This is a genomic window from Chryseobacterium sp. StRB126, assembly GCF_000829375.1.
GTDB lineage: Bacteria > Bacteroidota > Bacteroidia > Flavobacteriales > Weeksellaceae > Chryseobacterium.
In genome coordinates, this window is sequence record NZ_AP014624.1 from 353,477 (window position 1) to 367,448 (window position 13,972).

The 13,972-nt window shown below is 35.6% G+C and carries 14 protein-coding genes; 8 read left to right on the forward strand and 6 right to left on the reverse strand.

Going from position 1 to position 13,972, the window contains the following annotated elements; genetic code table 11:
• Nucleotides 1-370: 370 nt before the first annotated feature.
• A complete protein-coding gene (locus CHSO_RS01595) occupies nt 371-1,249 on the reverse strand; it encodes an AraC family transcriptional regulator (protein ID WP_045491632.1) in 879 nt (292 codons plus the stop codon).
• Between the two features lie 257 nt (nt 1,250-1,506).
• Here CHSO_RS01595 and CHSO_RS01600 point away from each other — a divergent pair, with 257 nt between their 5' ends.
• The 4 genes from CHSO_RS01600 (at nt 1,507) to fabF (ending at nt 5,359) form a co-directional block, all read left to right on the forward strand.
• The gene (locus tag CHSO_RS01600; protein ID WP_045491635.1) at nt 1,507-1,923 is read left to right on the forward strand and encodes an OsmC family protein; all 417 of its coding nucleotides are present in this window, start codon (nt 1,507-1,509) and stop codon (nt 1,921-1,923) included.
• 119 nt (nt 1,924-2,042) lie between these two features.
• Nucleotides 2,043-2,648, forward strand: coding sequence for a TetR/AcrR family transcriptional regulator (locus CHSO_RS01605; RefSeq protein ID WP_045491637.1), 606 nt, complete (start codon nt 2,043-2,045; stop codon nt 2,646-2,648).
• A gap of 10 nt (nt 2,649-2,658) precedes the next feature.
• Nucleotides 2,659-3,927, forward strand: coding sequence for an acetyl-CoA C-acetyltransferase (locus CHSO_RS01610; RefSeq protein ID WP_045491639.1), 1,269 nt, complete (start codon nt 2,659-2,661; stop codon nt 3,925-3,927).
• 190 nt (nt 3,928-4,117) lie between these two features.
• The gene (gene fabF, locus CHSO_RS01615; RefSeq protein ID WP_045491641.1) at nt 4,118-5,359 is read left to right on the forward strand and encodes a beta-ketoacyl-ACP synthase II; all 1,242 of its coding nucleotides are present in this window, start codon (nt 4,118-4,120) and stop codon (nt 5,357-5,359) included.
• 178 nt (nt 5,360-5,537) lie between these two features.
• On the opposite strand, the gene CHSO_RS01620 is transcribed toward fabF, so the two are convergent.
• Genes CHSO_RS01620 through CHSO_RS01630 form a run of 3 tightly spaced genes read right to left on the reverse strand, consistent with a single transcriptional unit; the run spans nt 5,538 to nt 7,797 of the window.
• Complete coding sequence (locus CHSO_RS01620; RefSeq protein ID WP_232509135.1) at nt 5,538-6,017, reverse strand: hypothetical protein; 480 nt, start codon at nt 6,015-6,017, stop codon at nt 5,538-5,540.
• Between the two features lie 20 nt (nt 6,018-6,037).
• Entirely contained in the window at nt 6,038-6,457 is a 420-nt protein-coding gene (locus CHSO_RS01625; protein WP_045501702.1) for a Dabb family protein, read from the reverse strand.
• An 11-nt stretch (nt 6,458-6,468) separates the two neighbouring features.
• A complete protein-coding gene (locus CHSO_RS01630; protein WP_144428836.1) occupies nt 6,469-7,797 on the reverse strand; it encodes a hypothetical protein in 1,329 nt (442 codons plus the stop codon).
• Nucleotides 7,798-8,036: 239 nt separating this feature from the next.
• Between CHSO_RS01630 and CHSO_RS01635 the strand changes: the two genes are divergently transcribed.
• Both CHSO_RS01635 and CHSO_RS01640 read left to right on the forward strand, forming a co-directional pair.
• Complete coding sequence (locus CHSO_RS01635) at nt 8,037-8,723, forward strand: response regulator transcription factor (protein ID WP_045491645.1); 687 nt, start codon at nt 8,037-8,039, stop codon at nt 8,721-8,723.
• Complete coding sequence (locus CHSO_RS01640) at nt 8,720-10,087, forward strand: sensor histidine kinase (RefSeq protein ID WP_045491648.1); 1,368 nt, start codon at nt 8,720-8,722, stop codon at nt 10,085-10,087. Before CHSO_RS01635 ends, CHSO_RS01640 begins: the two co-directional genes overlap by 4 nt.
• A gap of 26 nt (nt 10,088-10,113) precedes the next feature.
• Here the strand turns inward: CHSO_RS01640 and CHSO_RS01645 are convergent, their stop codons facing one another.
• On the reverse strand, nt 10,114-10,872 hold the full coding sequence (locus CHSO_RS01645; protein WP_045491651.1) for a murein L,D-transpeptidase catalytic domain family protein: 759 nt from the start codon (nt 10,870-10,872) through the stop codon (nt 10,114-10,116).
• A gap of 129 nt (nt 10,873-11,001) precedes the next feature.
• Nucleotides 11,002-11,529 carry a peptide-methionine (R)-S-oxide reductase MsrB gene (msrB, locus tag CHSO_RS01650; RefSeq protein ID WP_045491654.1) on the reverse strand — a complete coding sequence of 176 codons (528 nt, stop codon included), beginning with the start codon at nt 11,527-11,529 and terminating at the stop codon, nt 11,002-11,004.
• Nucleotides 11,530-11,785: 256 nt separating this feature from the next.
• Here msrB and CHSO_RS01655 point away from each other — a divergent pair, with 256 nt between their 5' ends.
• Both CHSO_RS01655 and CHSO_RS01660 read left to right on the forward strand, forming a co-directional pair.
• Complete coding sequence (locus CHSO_RS01655; RefSeq protein WP_045491657.1) at nt 11,786-13,030, forward strand: DUF445 domain-containing protein; 1,245 nt, start codon at nt 11,786-11,788, stop codon at nt 13,028-13,030.
• A gap of 17 nt (nt 13,031-13,047) precedes the next feature.
• Nucleotides 13,048-13,941 carry a hypothetical protein gene (locus CHSO_RS01660; RefSeq protein ID WP_045491660.1) on the forward strand — a complete coding sequence of 298 codons (894 nt, stop codon included), beginning with the start codon at nt 13,048-13,050 and terminating at the stop codon, nt 13,939-13,941.
• The last annotated feature ends 31 nt before the right edge of the window (nt 13,942-13,972 follow it).

The window sequence follows — 13,972 nt, forward strand, 5'->3', positions numbered from 1 at the left end:
ATTAACAAATCTAAATTTTGTAATCAGTCCGATATAATACTATTTTATCATAAAACGATATTATTTTTTCAGTGCTTTAATTTAACAATACATAAACAATTATATATCAATTAATTAAAATACAATTACAGGAATTAAAAAAAGAGGAATTATTTTGTTTTTTTTAAAATTGAAATAAGAAAACACAATCTAGGAATCGGTTGTATTTTGAAACATAAAAATGAACAATACTAGAGCTGAACATCGGTTTTTACATAGAGATTCTTCACCCAACTTCTGAACTACGTTCGCAGATCTTTAGTCTGTATTCAGAATGAGAGAAGAATTTTATGAAAAACTTTCAAGCAGTAAAAAAATATCTGAAAAGAAATTATTCAATCTTTTTCACTCCTTTAAATTGTTCCCTGAACTCGGTTGGAGTGGTCTTTTTAATAGATTTAAAGACTTTATTGAAATTAGCAATATTATTAAACCCGGCTTCAAAAGCAATTTCAAAAACGGTAAGGTTCTTTTCCATCAGCCAGCGGGCAGCATAACTTATTCTGATTTCATTAAGATAATTGATAAACGTTTTCCCCGTTCTTTTTTTAATAAATCTGTTGAAGGTCACATTACTCATATTAGCCAATGAAGCTACATTGTCCAGGGTTATTTTATTTTCAAAATGCTTATGAACAAAATCATGGATGACCTTCATCTTATCATTATCATCAAAAGTTTCAGAATCAATGCTGTAGGAAGACAAAAGTATCTTATCCTCTGCAACAGCTAATTCATTGAGAATCTTCATAATTTCTATGAAGGATTCAAAACTATTCATCTTAGAAAGGTTAAGAAACGAATCTTTTAGTTTTTCAGCCGTTGCTGTAGAAAATAAAATTCCTTTAATCGAATCCTTAATTAGATTATTAATAGGTTTCAGGATGTTTTTCTGCATCAGTGCCTGATTAAAAAAGTCCTGATTAAACTGTATGGTAATTTCGTGAGTCTTTTCGTACTTACATCTATAATTTGCCCAACAATGTGGTAAATTAGGACCAACCAATACCAATTCCAGATCTCCAATTTCCCCTGTATGATCTCCAATCATCCTGCGATACCCTTTTCCTTTATACACAAAGTTAATTTCAATCTCCGGATGATAATGGTAAGGAAAATCAAAAGACTCTTTAATCCTGTCAAATACCAGAAAACTATCTTCTGGAGATAGTGGAGTTATTTCTCTAAGAATATTTTCTAGTCCGTTCATGAAGGCATTTTTGAAAAAGGGTTAAGATATTGTTCGCAGTACAATTATTTGTAAATTTGATAAAATAATATCAATGTAAAAACAGATTTGCTGTTTTTTTCATCTCATTTTTGAAATGCCTATCAGAATAAAATCCGGCTTATGTAATTTAATATGCTTCAAACAATGCTTTTTCGTATCTTTATACAGAACAGTTTTTAATCAGGAAAATAATTTTTTACATCAACATCAATTAATATTAATCAAAACCCAATAATATGAGACGTAATGCAACAGCCGTTTGGAACGGTACCATTAAAGAAGGAAAAGGACATATCACTACTCAAAGTACAACTTTAAACCAAACTCAATATTCTTTCAACAGCCGTTTTGCAGATGGCGTGGGAACCAATCCTGAAGAATTACTGGCGGCTGCCCATGCCGGATGCTTTACAATGAAATTAAGCGCTGAACTTTCCCAAGCCGGTTATGCTCCTGAAGAATTAACTACGACTTCGGTAATCACCCTTGATCCAAGCATTGGAAAAATTACAAAATCTGAGCTCACTCTTACTGCAAAGATTCCAGGAATTACTGAAGAAGAATTTCAGAAATATGCCAAGATCGCAGAAGAAGGATGCCCGGTAAGTGCAGCATTCAACTTTGAGATCACTCTGAATGCAACTTTAGCTTAAAAAAGCATACCTACCCATGCAATAAGTCTGAGTTCTGAAAAGGATTCAGGCTTAATTTTAAAATAAAATATACCATTTGGTATATTTTTGTATATTTGCATTATAATTAAGCATTTAAAATGTCAAAGGCAGAAAAGACAAAACAATTTATCATTGAGAAAACAGCCACTTTGTTCAACACCAAAGGTTATAATGCTACATCCCTGTCAGATATCACCCAGGCCACGGGACTTACCAAAGGAAGTATCTATGGAAACTTTCAGAATAAGGATCAGGTAGCTATTGAAGTATATAAATACAATGCTGGACTTCTAAGTAAGATAATGAGCCATTCGCTTGGAGATCAGTACCCAACCTCAACGGATAAACTGCATGCTTTTGTAGTATTTTACAGAAAAAACTGGCGAACTGTCTTTTCAAATGGAGGCTGCCCTTTAATGAATGCAGCCACAGAAGCCGATGATTCTTTTCCTGAGCTTAAACAACATGTTCAGAAATCATTCACCCTATGGACAGAAAGAATATCTTCAGTAATTGTTCAGGGGCAAAAAAATGAAGAATTGAAAACTTCAGTGAATGCTGATGAATACGCTTCTCTTTTTATTATGCTTATTGAAGGGGGAATCCTACTTTCCAAAACAATGGATGACGAACGATTCCTGAATCAAGCGCTAGATAAGGTCAAAGATATGATCGATCATGAACTCACCATTCTTCCATCATAAATTATATAATATGGAAACAAAAAAAGTGGCTATCGTAGGATACAACAGAATCCCATTTGCCAGAATGAATACCGCCTATTCCGAAAAAGGGAACCAAGATCTTTTACTGGTTGCCTTAAATGGATTGATAGATCGCTATCAATTAAAAGGTAAATTACTTGGCGAAGTTGCTGGCGGTGCCGTCATCAAACACATTTCTGAGAGTAATCTCATCAGAGAAACCGTAATGAATACCTCCCTGAATCCGGCAACTCCTGCCTGTGATCTTCAACAGGCTTGTGATACAGGAATTGAAGCTGCAATTTATATTGGGAATAAGATTGCCCTCGGACAAATAGAAAGTGGTATTGCCTGTGGTGTAGAAGCTATGAGTAATATTCCTTTTGAATCTTCCCCCCGATTAAGAAAAGCTCTTTTAAAGGCTAATAAAGAGAAATCTACCTTTGGAAAACTCAAACAATTATTAAGCCCAAAACTCAAAGACTGGATGCCTATTCCATACAAGGGTCAGGAGCCTAAAACAGGTCTTGTGATGGGAGAACATACTGAAATAACCGCAAAATATTATAAAATCACAAGAGAAGATCAGGATGAACTGGCTTTTAAAAGTCATCAAAATATGGCAAAAGCTTATGATGAAGGATTTTTTGAAGATATGATAACTCCAGCCTTTGGCCTCGAAAAAGACAATAATCTGCGTCGTGATACCAGCCTTGAAAAGCTTTCTCAACTCAAACCTGCTTTTGATAAGCAAAACGGAACTTTAACAGCCGGAAATTCAACCCCCTTTACAGATGGTGCCTCCGCTGTTTTATTAGCAAGTGAAGAATGGGCAAAAGCCAATAATCTTCCTATTCTGGCCTACATTACATTTTCAGAACTTGCAGGGATAGAATATGTAGAAAACCAACAGAATTTATTATTAGCTCCTGTTTTTGCAGCTGAAAGAATGTTGAAAAAAGCAGGAATGAATCTGGAAGATTTTGATTATTACGAAATTCATGAAGCTTTTGCTGCTCAGGTTTTAGCAACCATTAAGATTTGGGAAAATGATGATCTGGCTCAACAGTTCGGATTGGAAAAAGCCCTTGGAAAAATAGACCGAAGCAAGCTTAATGTAAAAGGTGGCAGTCTTGCAGCAGCTCACCCTTTTGCAGCAACAGGCGGAAGAGTGATAGCCACCTTAGCCAAACTCCTGAATGAAAAAGGCAGCGGAAAAGGCTTTATTTCTATCTGTGCGGCTCGTGGGCAAGGTGTAACAATGATCTTAGAAAAATAATTTCCAGCTATTTTATCGATAAAATATTCATTATGCTATAAATAATACACTCCTTTATTCGTTCATAGCGAAAGAAAAATGATAATATTGCAAACGGAAAACAGAATGATAAAGAAAAGTAGTGAAATGAAACATGGGTAAAAACACTTTACCTCATGAAAATCTAATCAGTTTTAAATAATTAACTAATATGAAAAGAGTTGTCATTACAGGATTGGGCGCAGTGACACCCTTGGGAAATAATGTCGAAGAATTTTGGCACAACAGTATTAACGGAGCTAGCGGAGCGGGATTAATCACTCATTTCGATTCAGAAAAATTTAAGGTACACTTTGCCTGTGAGGTAAAAGGTTTTGATCCAAAGCTATATCTTACCCACAACGAAATTAAAAGAAGTGACCTTTTTACACAATATGCAATGTACGCTTCAGCAGAAGCAATACAGGATTCAGGTTTAGATCTTGAGAATATGGATCCTTTTGACTCAGGAGTAATCTGGGGAACAGGACAGGGTGGAATGTGGACTTTTGAAAAGGAAGTAATGGATTTTGCACATGGTGATGGAACCCCACGTTTTAATCCGTTCTTTGTCCCTAAGTTTATTGCCAATATGGCTTCAGGAATGATCTCCATGAAATATGGACTTCAAGGAATCAACTATACAACAGTTTCTGCATGTGCTACAGGAAATACTGCCTTAATGGATGCTTTCAACTATATCCGTCTTGGAAAAGCGAAAGTAATCATCAGTGGCGGTTCTGAAGCAGCTATTACTCCTGCTTCAATAGGGGGCTTCTCTATTATGAAAGCTATGTCTACGAGAAACGATGACTTTGCTACAGCCAGCCGTCCATATGATGCAGACAGAGACGGTTTCGTAATGGGTGAAGGCGCAGGTGCATTAGTTCTTGAAGAATATGAACATGCAGTAGCGAGAGGAGCAACAATCTATGCAGAATTAGCAGGGGCAGCCATGACTGCAGATGCCTATCACATGACAGCACCTCATCCGGAAGGTGTTGGAGCCATCAAAGCTATGCAATTAGCCGTAAAAGAAGCTGGTGTAAATATGGAAGATATAGATTATATTAATCCACATGCCACTTCTACTCCATTAGGAGATCTTATCGAGTTAAAAGCTATCAATAATGCATTTAAAGGAAGCAAAAATCTTGATATCAGTGCAACGAAGTCAATGACTGGGCATTTATTAGGTGCTGCCGGAGCAGTTGAAGCGATCCTTTCTATTAAGGCAATTCAGAATGGTATTATTCCACCAACCATCAATCTTCACAGTATTGATGAGAGCATTCCGAAGGATATTAATATTGTATTCGGTGAAGCTAAGGAAAAAGAAATCAATTTTGCAATGAGTAATGCTTTTGGTTTTGGAGGCCATAATGCTACTTTAGTTTTCAAAAAGTTCAGCTAGTTCTGAAATGAAGATAATTTGTAATCCTTATGCTTTTTTGCATAGGGATTTTTTATTTTATCTCTTCAATTAAACGGATAACAAATACCTTATATTTTATTTAAAAGAAAAAGCAGCCGGTTGGCTGCTTCAAAACATAACGAGTTTATATATTCTTTAAAAAGAGTTATATTAAAGACTATTGAGCATCACGCACAAAAAAGTCATCTGCATTTTCTGAAATAGGAATGTACAATCTTTCCCATTCTTTACTCTTCACCATATCCCAGCTGTGTCCCGTTCCTTTAAGGTCTTCAGCAAGAAGTACCACCCCCGGCTTAATCATAAAAGTAGAACCATCTGTTACTTTAAATCTGATATTGCCTTTGATGGTAATAACATACTGCCTTCTTGGAGCTGGATGAGCATTTTTCTCCCACTCTTCCGTCTTATTACTCATCCAGAAAGTAGTTGTATTCATATGTTTAAGAGTTGGGATTTTCCCTTTTTCGAAAGTACATGAACCATCCGGATTATTAATTAATCTTATAGCAGGAATAAACTCTGTAGAGGTTTCCGGAGTTACACTCACATTTTTATGATTCTTATGCTGTCCATTCATAAATCCTACGGTGCTTACTACTAAAACAAGGCTAAGGCCTTTAATGATATTTTTCATTATAAATTTAACTTTTATTTTTAATTATATACAGTATCGTGAACTAACATCCTCTCAAAGAATGGTTTATATTTTTGTACCAATGCAAGATGCTCAGGAAGTTGGCCATAAGCTTCCAGCTCTTCCAGGCTGTCAAATTCCATAGATGCGTTATAGGTAAACGTATTATCCAGCACATTTCTAGGGCTTGATGCTGCAGGTTTTCCATAACGGAGATTCTTCTGATAAGGAAGTTTTTTAAGACCTTCAAAGAAATTTTCAAATTCTTTCATTTCTAGCTCTGAAAGATCTTTTCGCAGCCAGAATAATAAATAATGGAAGTACATTTTTTTCTTTTTTATAGGATTAAACATAGGTAAAGCAGATGCGAACATATTTCCGGAAATAAGTAGCAAAGCTGAAGCTTGTACTGACCGGAATAAAAACTTTCTTCTTTCCATAGTCATATATTTTAATTAAAATCAATTCTGTATTTAAGGACAAACTGCCATTTTCTATCTGAAACAACTGCATTATTTGATGGATCATTGGTATAAACAGGCCTATTCTGAGCATCAAAAGTTAATCTGGAAGACATTCCATTCATCAGCAATGATATTCCTGCATCATAGACTACAGCATTATCATGAAGTCCTTTTAGATCAGACAACTGCACCCCAACAGCAGGCTGAAGCTGTAGATTTTTCTTTTCTTTATTCAGGTAAGGAAGCGTTCCTCCTAATTGTACATAATACGTATTTCCTGTTCCAATAACCGGCATTGCATTTCCAGCACCGTTTAGACTCGCTTGTGTAACATCTACGGAAGTAGCCGGATTATTCGTTCCTACGTAGCGGATGTAATTAGGGCCGTAGTCATTATGCATAGCCATTCCATAAGCACTTATTGAGGTTCCTTTCTCTTTATTTAAAGGAGCATCATAAAATAAATCTACAGCAAAGCTCTTCATATCGTCATTCACCGTATTTTTGGCAGCATCCTGATGCCATAACGCATTGTGGATATAATCAAAACCGGCTCCTAAGCTTAACACATTCTTTTTCCCAACATAGGTACCTGAATTAAAAGGTGTTGAAATATTTTCGTTATCTAAAAAAGCATATCTGAAATACCCTGAAAAATCTTTCCCCGGAGAATTCTTACTGAAAGTGGCCACATTAAATTTAGGATCTGAAGTGGCCATGGTATATGGATCTGCAACCACCAACCGATAATCAAATTTACCCAGTTGTCCTTTAATATATGCACTGAGCTCACGTACGGTATAATCAGTAGCCCCTGCGTTGGATGTTGCATAAGCCGGCAAATCATACAGTAATGTATTCAAAGGACCTGTGGTGAATCTTGAAAGTCCTCTCCAGGTAGAACGCCCTGCTCCAAAAGCTATTTTATCACTGAAAGCATACTCTGCATAAGCATCCAATAGGTCAAAATAATTACTCCCTTTTGCATTGGCATTCACATTGGTAGTTCCACCCTGTAGGACAAACATTAGTTTTTCAGTAGGCTTGTACGTCATTTTGACACGGACTCTTCGAAGAGAAAGGTCTGAAACATCTGATTTAGCTTCGTTATTGATAAGGCTCCCAGGGTTAAGCTGGGTATATCTTGCCCATAATTCTGCATAACCACTTAGGGAGATATAACGTGAGTGTTCATCATTAAAATAATGCGTCAATCCCGGGTTATTAAAGTCATTTTTTTTCTGAGCTTCTAATTTTCCCATCATTCCCAATAGGGCAAATAAAGCGATTCCGGTTCTGAAAGATCTTGTCTTCATATTTTTCTGTTCTAATCTTTTTGTTGATTTCAACAGGACAAAATTAGATAGGGAAAGCCGGGACCATTATTAGAAATCTATTAGAAACCTTATAGAAAACTATTAAAAGAGTTAATCCACTATTATAAAAAGAAAATAAGAAATACCTTTGCAAAGGGCTTAAGGCAATCTGGAAATCAATATTTTAAAAACAAAATACTGAACTGAATATCAGCCTTCAACCTGCTTACTATTTCCTTATGAGAATTTTAATAATTGAAGATAATTCACGTGTTTCAAGTCTGTTAAAGCGAGGGCTGGAAAGCCAGGGCTATCAGGTATATATTTCTGAAGATGCAGAGGATGCTATTACGCTGCTTGGTAAATTAACTTTTGATCTGGCTATTACAGATATTATGCTTCCCAAAATGAACGGCATAGACCTATGTAAATTCATTAAACAGAAATATACTGATCTCCCAATTATCATGCTTACAGCATTAGGAACAATTGATGAGAAGGTAGAAGGGTTTGATGCCGGAGCCGATGACTATATGGTAAAACCATTTGAAATAAGGGAGCTTTTTGTCAGAATAAAGGCTATTCTCCAAAGAAGCTCAAACAAAGCCAAAGAAACTTACCTTACTGATCTGGAATATCATGATCTTAAGATTAATCGAAAAATTAATCGTGTCTTTAGAAATGATGAAGAAATAGAACTTACTCCGAAAGAATTCAAACTCCTGGTTTTTCTTGTAAGCAATGCAGAAAGAATTCTCACCCGTGAAGAAATTGCTGATAATGTATGGGGAAATCATTTTGATACCGGAACTAACTATATTGATGTGTACATTGCCTATTTAAGAAAAAAAATAGACAAGAATTTCGATACCAAACTCATTCACACCAAACCGGGTGTCGGATTTATTTTTGCCTCACAATTATGAAAATAGCAACCAGAACAGCATTAATTTATGCCATTCTTACGGCAGGCATTCTCTTTATGTTTGCTTATGTACTGTATGTTGTCTCTGAAAAAAACAGGGAAGATGAGTTTAATGATCGTTTGGGATATAAAGTCATCTGGCGCTCTGAATTTATTTTTGATGTACGAATCAGTGATGAAAAGATCCGTGAACTTCATCAGAGAAATCAAAAATTGCTGAATGAAGCTGATATCAGCGTTTACAACAGCCAAAAAAAACTGACATTTACGGATATTCCGCCATTGAAAAGCAATGAAAAGTATCTAGATAAAATTATTAAATCCAACAAAAACAGAATATTCTGGCAGCAGGGTGACCGTCAGTATATTGCCATCAAATTCAAATCAGCAGGAGAAGATTATTATATCATCGGAAGTGCCGTGGATGTAACGGGAAATGCGCATATCGCAGAGTTTAAGAAAGATATTATTATCATTTACGTCAGTTCGATTATTTTTATTTTCATTATCGGGTTTCTTTTTTCCTATTATACTTTGAAACCTTTAAAAGATATCATCCTTCAAATTCGTGATATTTCAGAACACAATCTCAACAGGCGCCTTGATGTGCCAAAGGCCAAAGATGAAATTTACGAACTTACCGAAACTTTCAATTCTACCTTTAACCGATTGGAAAAATCATTTAACAATCATAAACAATTTGTTACGACCATTTCCCATGAATTCCGGACACCGTTATCTACACTTATTGCAGAATTAGAGCTTGCAAAAGAACTGAATGTGACACTAGATGACTATAAAATTTCCATTGACAATGCCCTTCAGGATGCTAATGATGCCTCAGAACTATCATCAGCACTTCTAGACTTTGCCAGAGCCAGTTATGATGTTTCACAGATCAGCTTTACCCATATTCGTTTAGATGAAATTTTAGCAGAGGCGAAGCTGGCACTGATCAAAAAAAATGTCCATTATAAAATTGGAATCAACTATATAAGTAATGACGAAGAGAAAAGCAATTACGATTGGTATGGTAACCCTTATTTATTACAAGTTGCCTTTTCAAATCTTATGGAAAATGCCTGCAAGTATTCCAAAGATAAAAGTTGCCGTGTAGAAATTGAAGCGTACAGCCCATCTATAAAAATCCGCTTTGTAGATCATGGTGTAGGAATTTCAGAACAGGATCTTTCAAAAATATTTGATTTGTTCTATAGGGGCTCCAATAAAAGTTTTGAAAAAGGGAACGGAATAGGACTTTCTATTGTAAAAAGAATTGTGGAAATTCATGAAGGAAGCCTTTATGTAGATTCTGAGATGTCTAAAGGAAGTGTATTTACGGTAGATTTTTTTTCAAAAAAATAAAAAGCAGTCTGAACGACTGCTTTTTACTACGCTTTTAACCATTCCGAAGAGGAAAGGTAATTTTGATCGGGATAATAGATGAATAATAAATTTCTACCTTTTATCGTATTAATCATGGATTGCGACAGCTCTCTAGGTACTGCAGGGCAGCCCCAGCTTCTTCCGATTCTTTTATGCACTGCTGCAAATGTATCACTTACATAATCGGCTCCATGCATTACAATAGCTCTTTTATACGCTGCATCATTGAATCCCTTATCCATTCCTAATAATCTCAATGAATAACCGTTATCTCCCTGATAAGTTGCATCCGTGATATAAAACCCCATGCTGCTTTGCTGCGAACTTTCCGTGTTAGAAAAATTCGTAGCAAATTCTTCACCTGTATTTTTACCGTGGGCAACTAGTGAGTTGAACAGTACTTTTTTGTCGTTAAGATCAATAACCCAAAGTCTTTTGGTATTGGAAGACATAGAAAAATCGCATACCGTTAATAAATGCGACTCATCCGTAAGCAATCCTGCTTTCTTGAGATTTTCAAATCCTGTTAATGCCTTGGAAAAAACTTCATAGTTCAGTTCATGTTCAGGATCAAATTCAATTGTTTTGTATAATGCTTCTGCCGAAGAGACTGTTTCTGCAGCACTCTTTTCAGATTTCGTGTCCGTTACTCTTTTTGTTTTTGTTGTGGTGATACTTACATTCTTCACCTCTGCTCTTGGAGAAATGTAGAATGAGGTCGTCACCATGTAAAGAAGGCCTATTACGCCATAAAATCCTTTCATTCAATAATATATTAGTACCAAATTAGTGGGGCAAAATTATAAAAACATCGCTATCAGCCACTTATAAGTCTAAAAAGTTTAACTGAATTTAAGAAACTTTAACGTCCTGATTCTGTGAAATAAAGCCCATTATTTTTGCGAATCGCCAACAAATTCCAAGCTAATAGAATTCATACAATACCTCAATCCTGTAGGTTTTGGACCATCATCAAAGACATGCCCCAGATGGGAATCACATCTTTTGCAAAGCACTTCTACTCTTTCCATTCCATAGGCCGTATCTCTTTTATAGTAAACCCCTTCCTTATCTGCTTCAAAGAAACTTGGCCATCCACAGCTGCTTGAAAATTTTGAAGTGGAGCGAAATAAATGATTACCACAAACCGCACAATAATAATCTCCTAACTCATCGAAATCATTATATTTTCCAGTAAAAGCTCTTTCTGTAGCAGCTTCTCTTGAGATTGCATAAAGATCCGGGGGCAGAATTTTCTTCCATTCCTCATTGGAGATATTTAGCTTGGCAGTATCGATTCTCGAATAGTATGGATTGTTTTTTGCTTCTGTATTTTCCATAGAAGTGATTTTAATAGGTTTCTGTTTCTGCGTACATTCCTGCAGAAAAATTAATATGATAGCTGAAACTAAAAATTTCATCGTAAATTTTAATCATTTATTTCTTAACGACAAAAGTGATGGCCTATTTAAAACACTTAAGTTTAAGAAGTAACATACTAACTGTTTTAAAGTGCACTTTAGTTTATGAAAATCTTTGATTTTCATCTTATGCAAACTCATGAGACATCATATTAAACATCCTAAAGTACTCTAAACTGTTTAAAATAAAACTCTTGGACCTTTTGTAGTTCAAATATTGAATGATTTGATAACCAAATTTAGTAAATTTGAGAATATGAATGACGAAGCAAAAAGAAAACAGCTTAGAAAATATAAGGCATTTGCCACAGGCCTATTTGTTCTGATGGCCCTTATTTTCATTGTGACAACCATTATGCAGAAGTCCAGCTCCTCTCATTGGATTGGGTATGTTCGTGCTTTTGCAGAAGCGGCCATGGTAGGAGCGTTGGCCGATTGGTTTGCAGTTACCGCGTTATTCCGTCATCCACTCGGACTTCCGATTCCTCATACCAATCTGATTGAAAACAGTAAGCAAAAGCTGGGAGATAATCTGGGAAGTTTTGTAGTCAGCAATTTTCTTTCTCCTCAAAATATCCGGCCGTATATTCAAAAAATAAAAGTTTCCGGTTTTGCCGGAGAGTGGCTGGCTAAAGAAAAAAACCAGGATATTCTGATTCGAAACCTGTCTGATATTGTTCTTGATATTCTCACTAAGCTTGATGATTCTACCGTGAGTCAGTTCATTAGTAAAAAGGTATCAGAAATGACGGATGATATTAAGCTCAACAAGGTGGTAGGAAACGGAATCCATTATATTCTGGAAAAGAATGACCATCAGAGAATCATCACCAACCTTTCCAAACAGATCAAGGAATACATTATTCAAAATGATGAAATGATTAAGGACCGGGTAAAAAAAGGAAGTTATACTTTTATCCCATCTTTTGTTGATAATAAAATTGCCGATAAGATCGCGGATGGCTTATCTGATTTTTTCAAAGAAATAGAAGAGAATCCAGAACATGAAGTGAGAGGGTTGATTACTCAAAAAATTCATGAATTTTCTGTAGACCTTAAAGAAGATCCCAAATGGGATGAGGAATTTAAAACCATCAAAAACGGGCTTCTTAAAAATGATAAGCTTGAAGAATATTCCAATGACATTTGGGTTTCCATCAAGAAAACACTGATGAAAGAACTTCAGGAAGATCATTCTGCATTGAAAAGTTATCTTTCCAAAAATCTGAATGAGTTTTCACAAAACTTAAAAACGGATGAAAATCTTCAGAATAAAATCGATCATTGGGTTCGGGTAACGGCTTATAAATATATTCTCAAAAATACCCATCAATTTGGGAACCTCATCAGTACCACTGTGGGCAACTGGCAGGGTAAAGAGCTAAGTGAAAAACTGGAACTGGAAGTAGGAAAAGATCTCCAGTTCATCCGTGTTAATGGGACATTAGTAGGTGGTCTGGTAGGTTTGATTATCTATACCATTGCTCACTTTTTTATTTAAAACAGCAATATCCAGCTATGACAAAGATTTTCACTCTATTATTATCTTTCTATCTGACGTTTTTCTTCTGCCAGAAAGTTCAGTTAAAGCAGATTACAGACTCTTCCCAGATCTTTAAGGGAGAAATTGCAGGAGTTCCTGTTACGTTACAGCTTCATTATGATGGCATTCCGGATTGTAACTTATATCAGCATTTTGTAGATGGCTGGTATTATTATGATAAATATCAGAAGAAAATTCCACTAACCGGACTTTATGATTATGGGAAACTGTCATTATACAATTTCGGACCGAAGCATCAACAGAATTCCAAACAGTTTAAAGAAAAAATCAAGTCGCCACAGGATGTGGAAAAAGTAGCTGAAATGGCAAAAGCTCTTACTCCAAAAGAAACCATCTTATTTGGGCAATATCAAACTCAGGAAAACCCTATTCCTGGGAGTTTTTATTTAGGGAATAAAGACAAAGTTCAACCTGCAAAGCTATTTACCGGTAATGATATGATCTACCGTTACAATAATTATCTGATTTTACCCAATAACAAAAGAATCAACACCTTTGATGTTATTAATCTGTATGGCGGAAATGAACTAATCTCTTACGTTTCCGGCGAGAAAGGAAACCGAGTTTTATTATATTTTGATCACTCTTCCAACCTTAATGCGTGTGGAAGGTGTGGGGCCAGCGAAGGAGAAAAAGGCTACAGGGTTCTTTATTTTACCAAAGACTGGAATTATAAACACTATGAGGAATTCCTTACCGAAAGCTGCCTGGAAAATATGTATGATACTACACAGATAAAATCAAAGGATGGTAAAACGATACAGTATAAAATAAGAAAATCGGATTCTTCTCCGTCTCATACATTGACGGTTGATCTTAAAAATGCATCTGTAATAAAATCAAAATAAAAGAGGGCTCATTTTCTGAGCCCTCTTTTTA

Excerpts from the sequence above, each read along its gene's own strand:
- CHSO_RS01595 (WP_045491632.1), bottom strand. The coding sequence starts at position 1,249 with ATGAACGGACTAGAAAATATTCTTAGAGAAATAACTCCACTATCTCCA.
- CHSO_RS01600 (WP_045491635.1), top strand. The coding sequence starts at position 1,507 with ATGAGACGTAATGCAACAGCCGTTTGGAACGGTACCATTAAAGAAGGA.
- CHSO_RS01605 (WP_045491637.1), top strand. The coding sequence starts at position 2,043 with ATGTCAAAGGCAGAAAAGACAAAACAATTTATCATTGAGAAAACAGCC.
- CHSO_RS01610 (WP_045491639.1), top strand. The coding sequence starts at position 2,659 with ATGGAAACAAAAAAAGTGGCTATCGTAGGATACAACAGAATCCCATTT.
- fabF (WP_045491641.1), top strand. The coding sequence starts at position 4,118 with ATGAAAAGAGTTGTCATTACAGGATTGGGCGCAGTGACACCCTTGGGA.
- CHSO_RS01620 (WP_232509135.1), bottom strand. The coding sequence starts at position 6,017 with ATGAAAAATATCATTAAAGGCCTTAGCCTTGTTTTAGTAGTAAGCACC.
- CHSO_RS01625 (WP_045501702.1), bottom strand. The coding sequence starts at position 6,457 with ATGGAAAGAAGAAAGTTTTTATTCCGGTCAGTACAAGCTTCAGCTTTG.
- CHSO_RS01630 (WP_144428836.1), bottom strand. The coding sequence starts at position 7,797 with ATGAAGACAAGATCTTTCAGAACCGGAATCGCTTTATTTGCCCTATTG.
- CHSO_RS01635 (WP_045491645.1), top strand. The coding sequence starts at position 8,037 with ATGAGAATTTTAATAATTGAAGATAATTCACGTGTTTCAAGTCTGTTA.
- CHSO_RS01640 (WP_045491648.1), top strand. The coding sequence starts at position 8,720 with ATGAAAATAGCAACCAGAACAGCATTAATTTATGCCATTCTTACGGCA.
- CHSO_RS01645 (WP_045491651.1), bottom strand. The coding sequence starts at position 10,872 with ATGAAAGGATTTTATGGCGTAATAGGCCTTCTTTACATGGTGACGACC.
- msrB (WP_045491654.1), bottom strand. The coding sequence starts at position 11,529 with ATGAAATTTTTAGTTTCAGCTATCATATTAATTTTTCTGCAGGAATGT.
- CHSO_RS01655 (WP_045491657.1), top strand. The coding sequence starts at position 11,786 with ATGAATGACGAAGCAAAAAGAAAACAGCTTAGAAAATATAAGGCATTT.
- CHSO_RS01660 (WP_045491660.1), top strand. The coding sequence starts at position 13,048 with ATGACAAAGATTTTCACTCTATTATTATCTTTCTATCTGACGTTTTTC.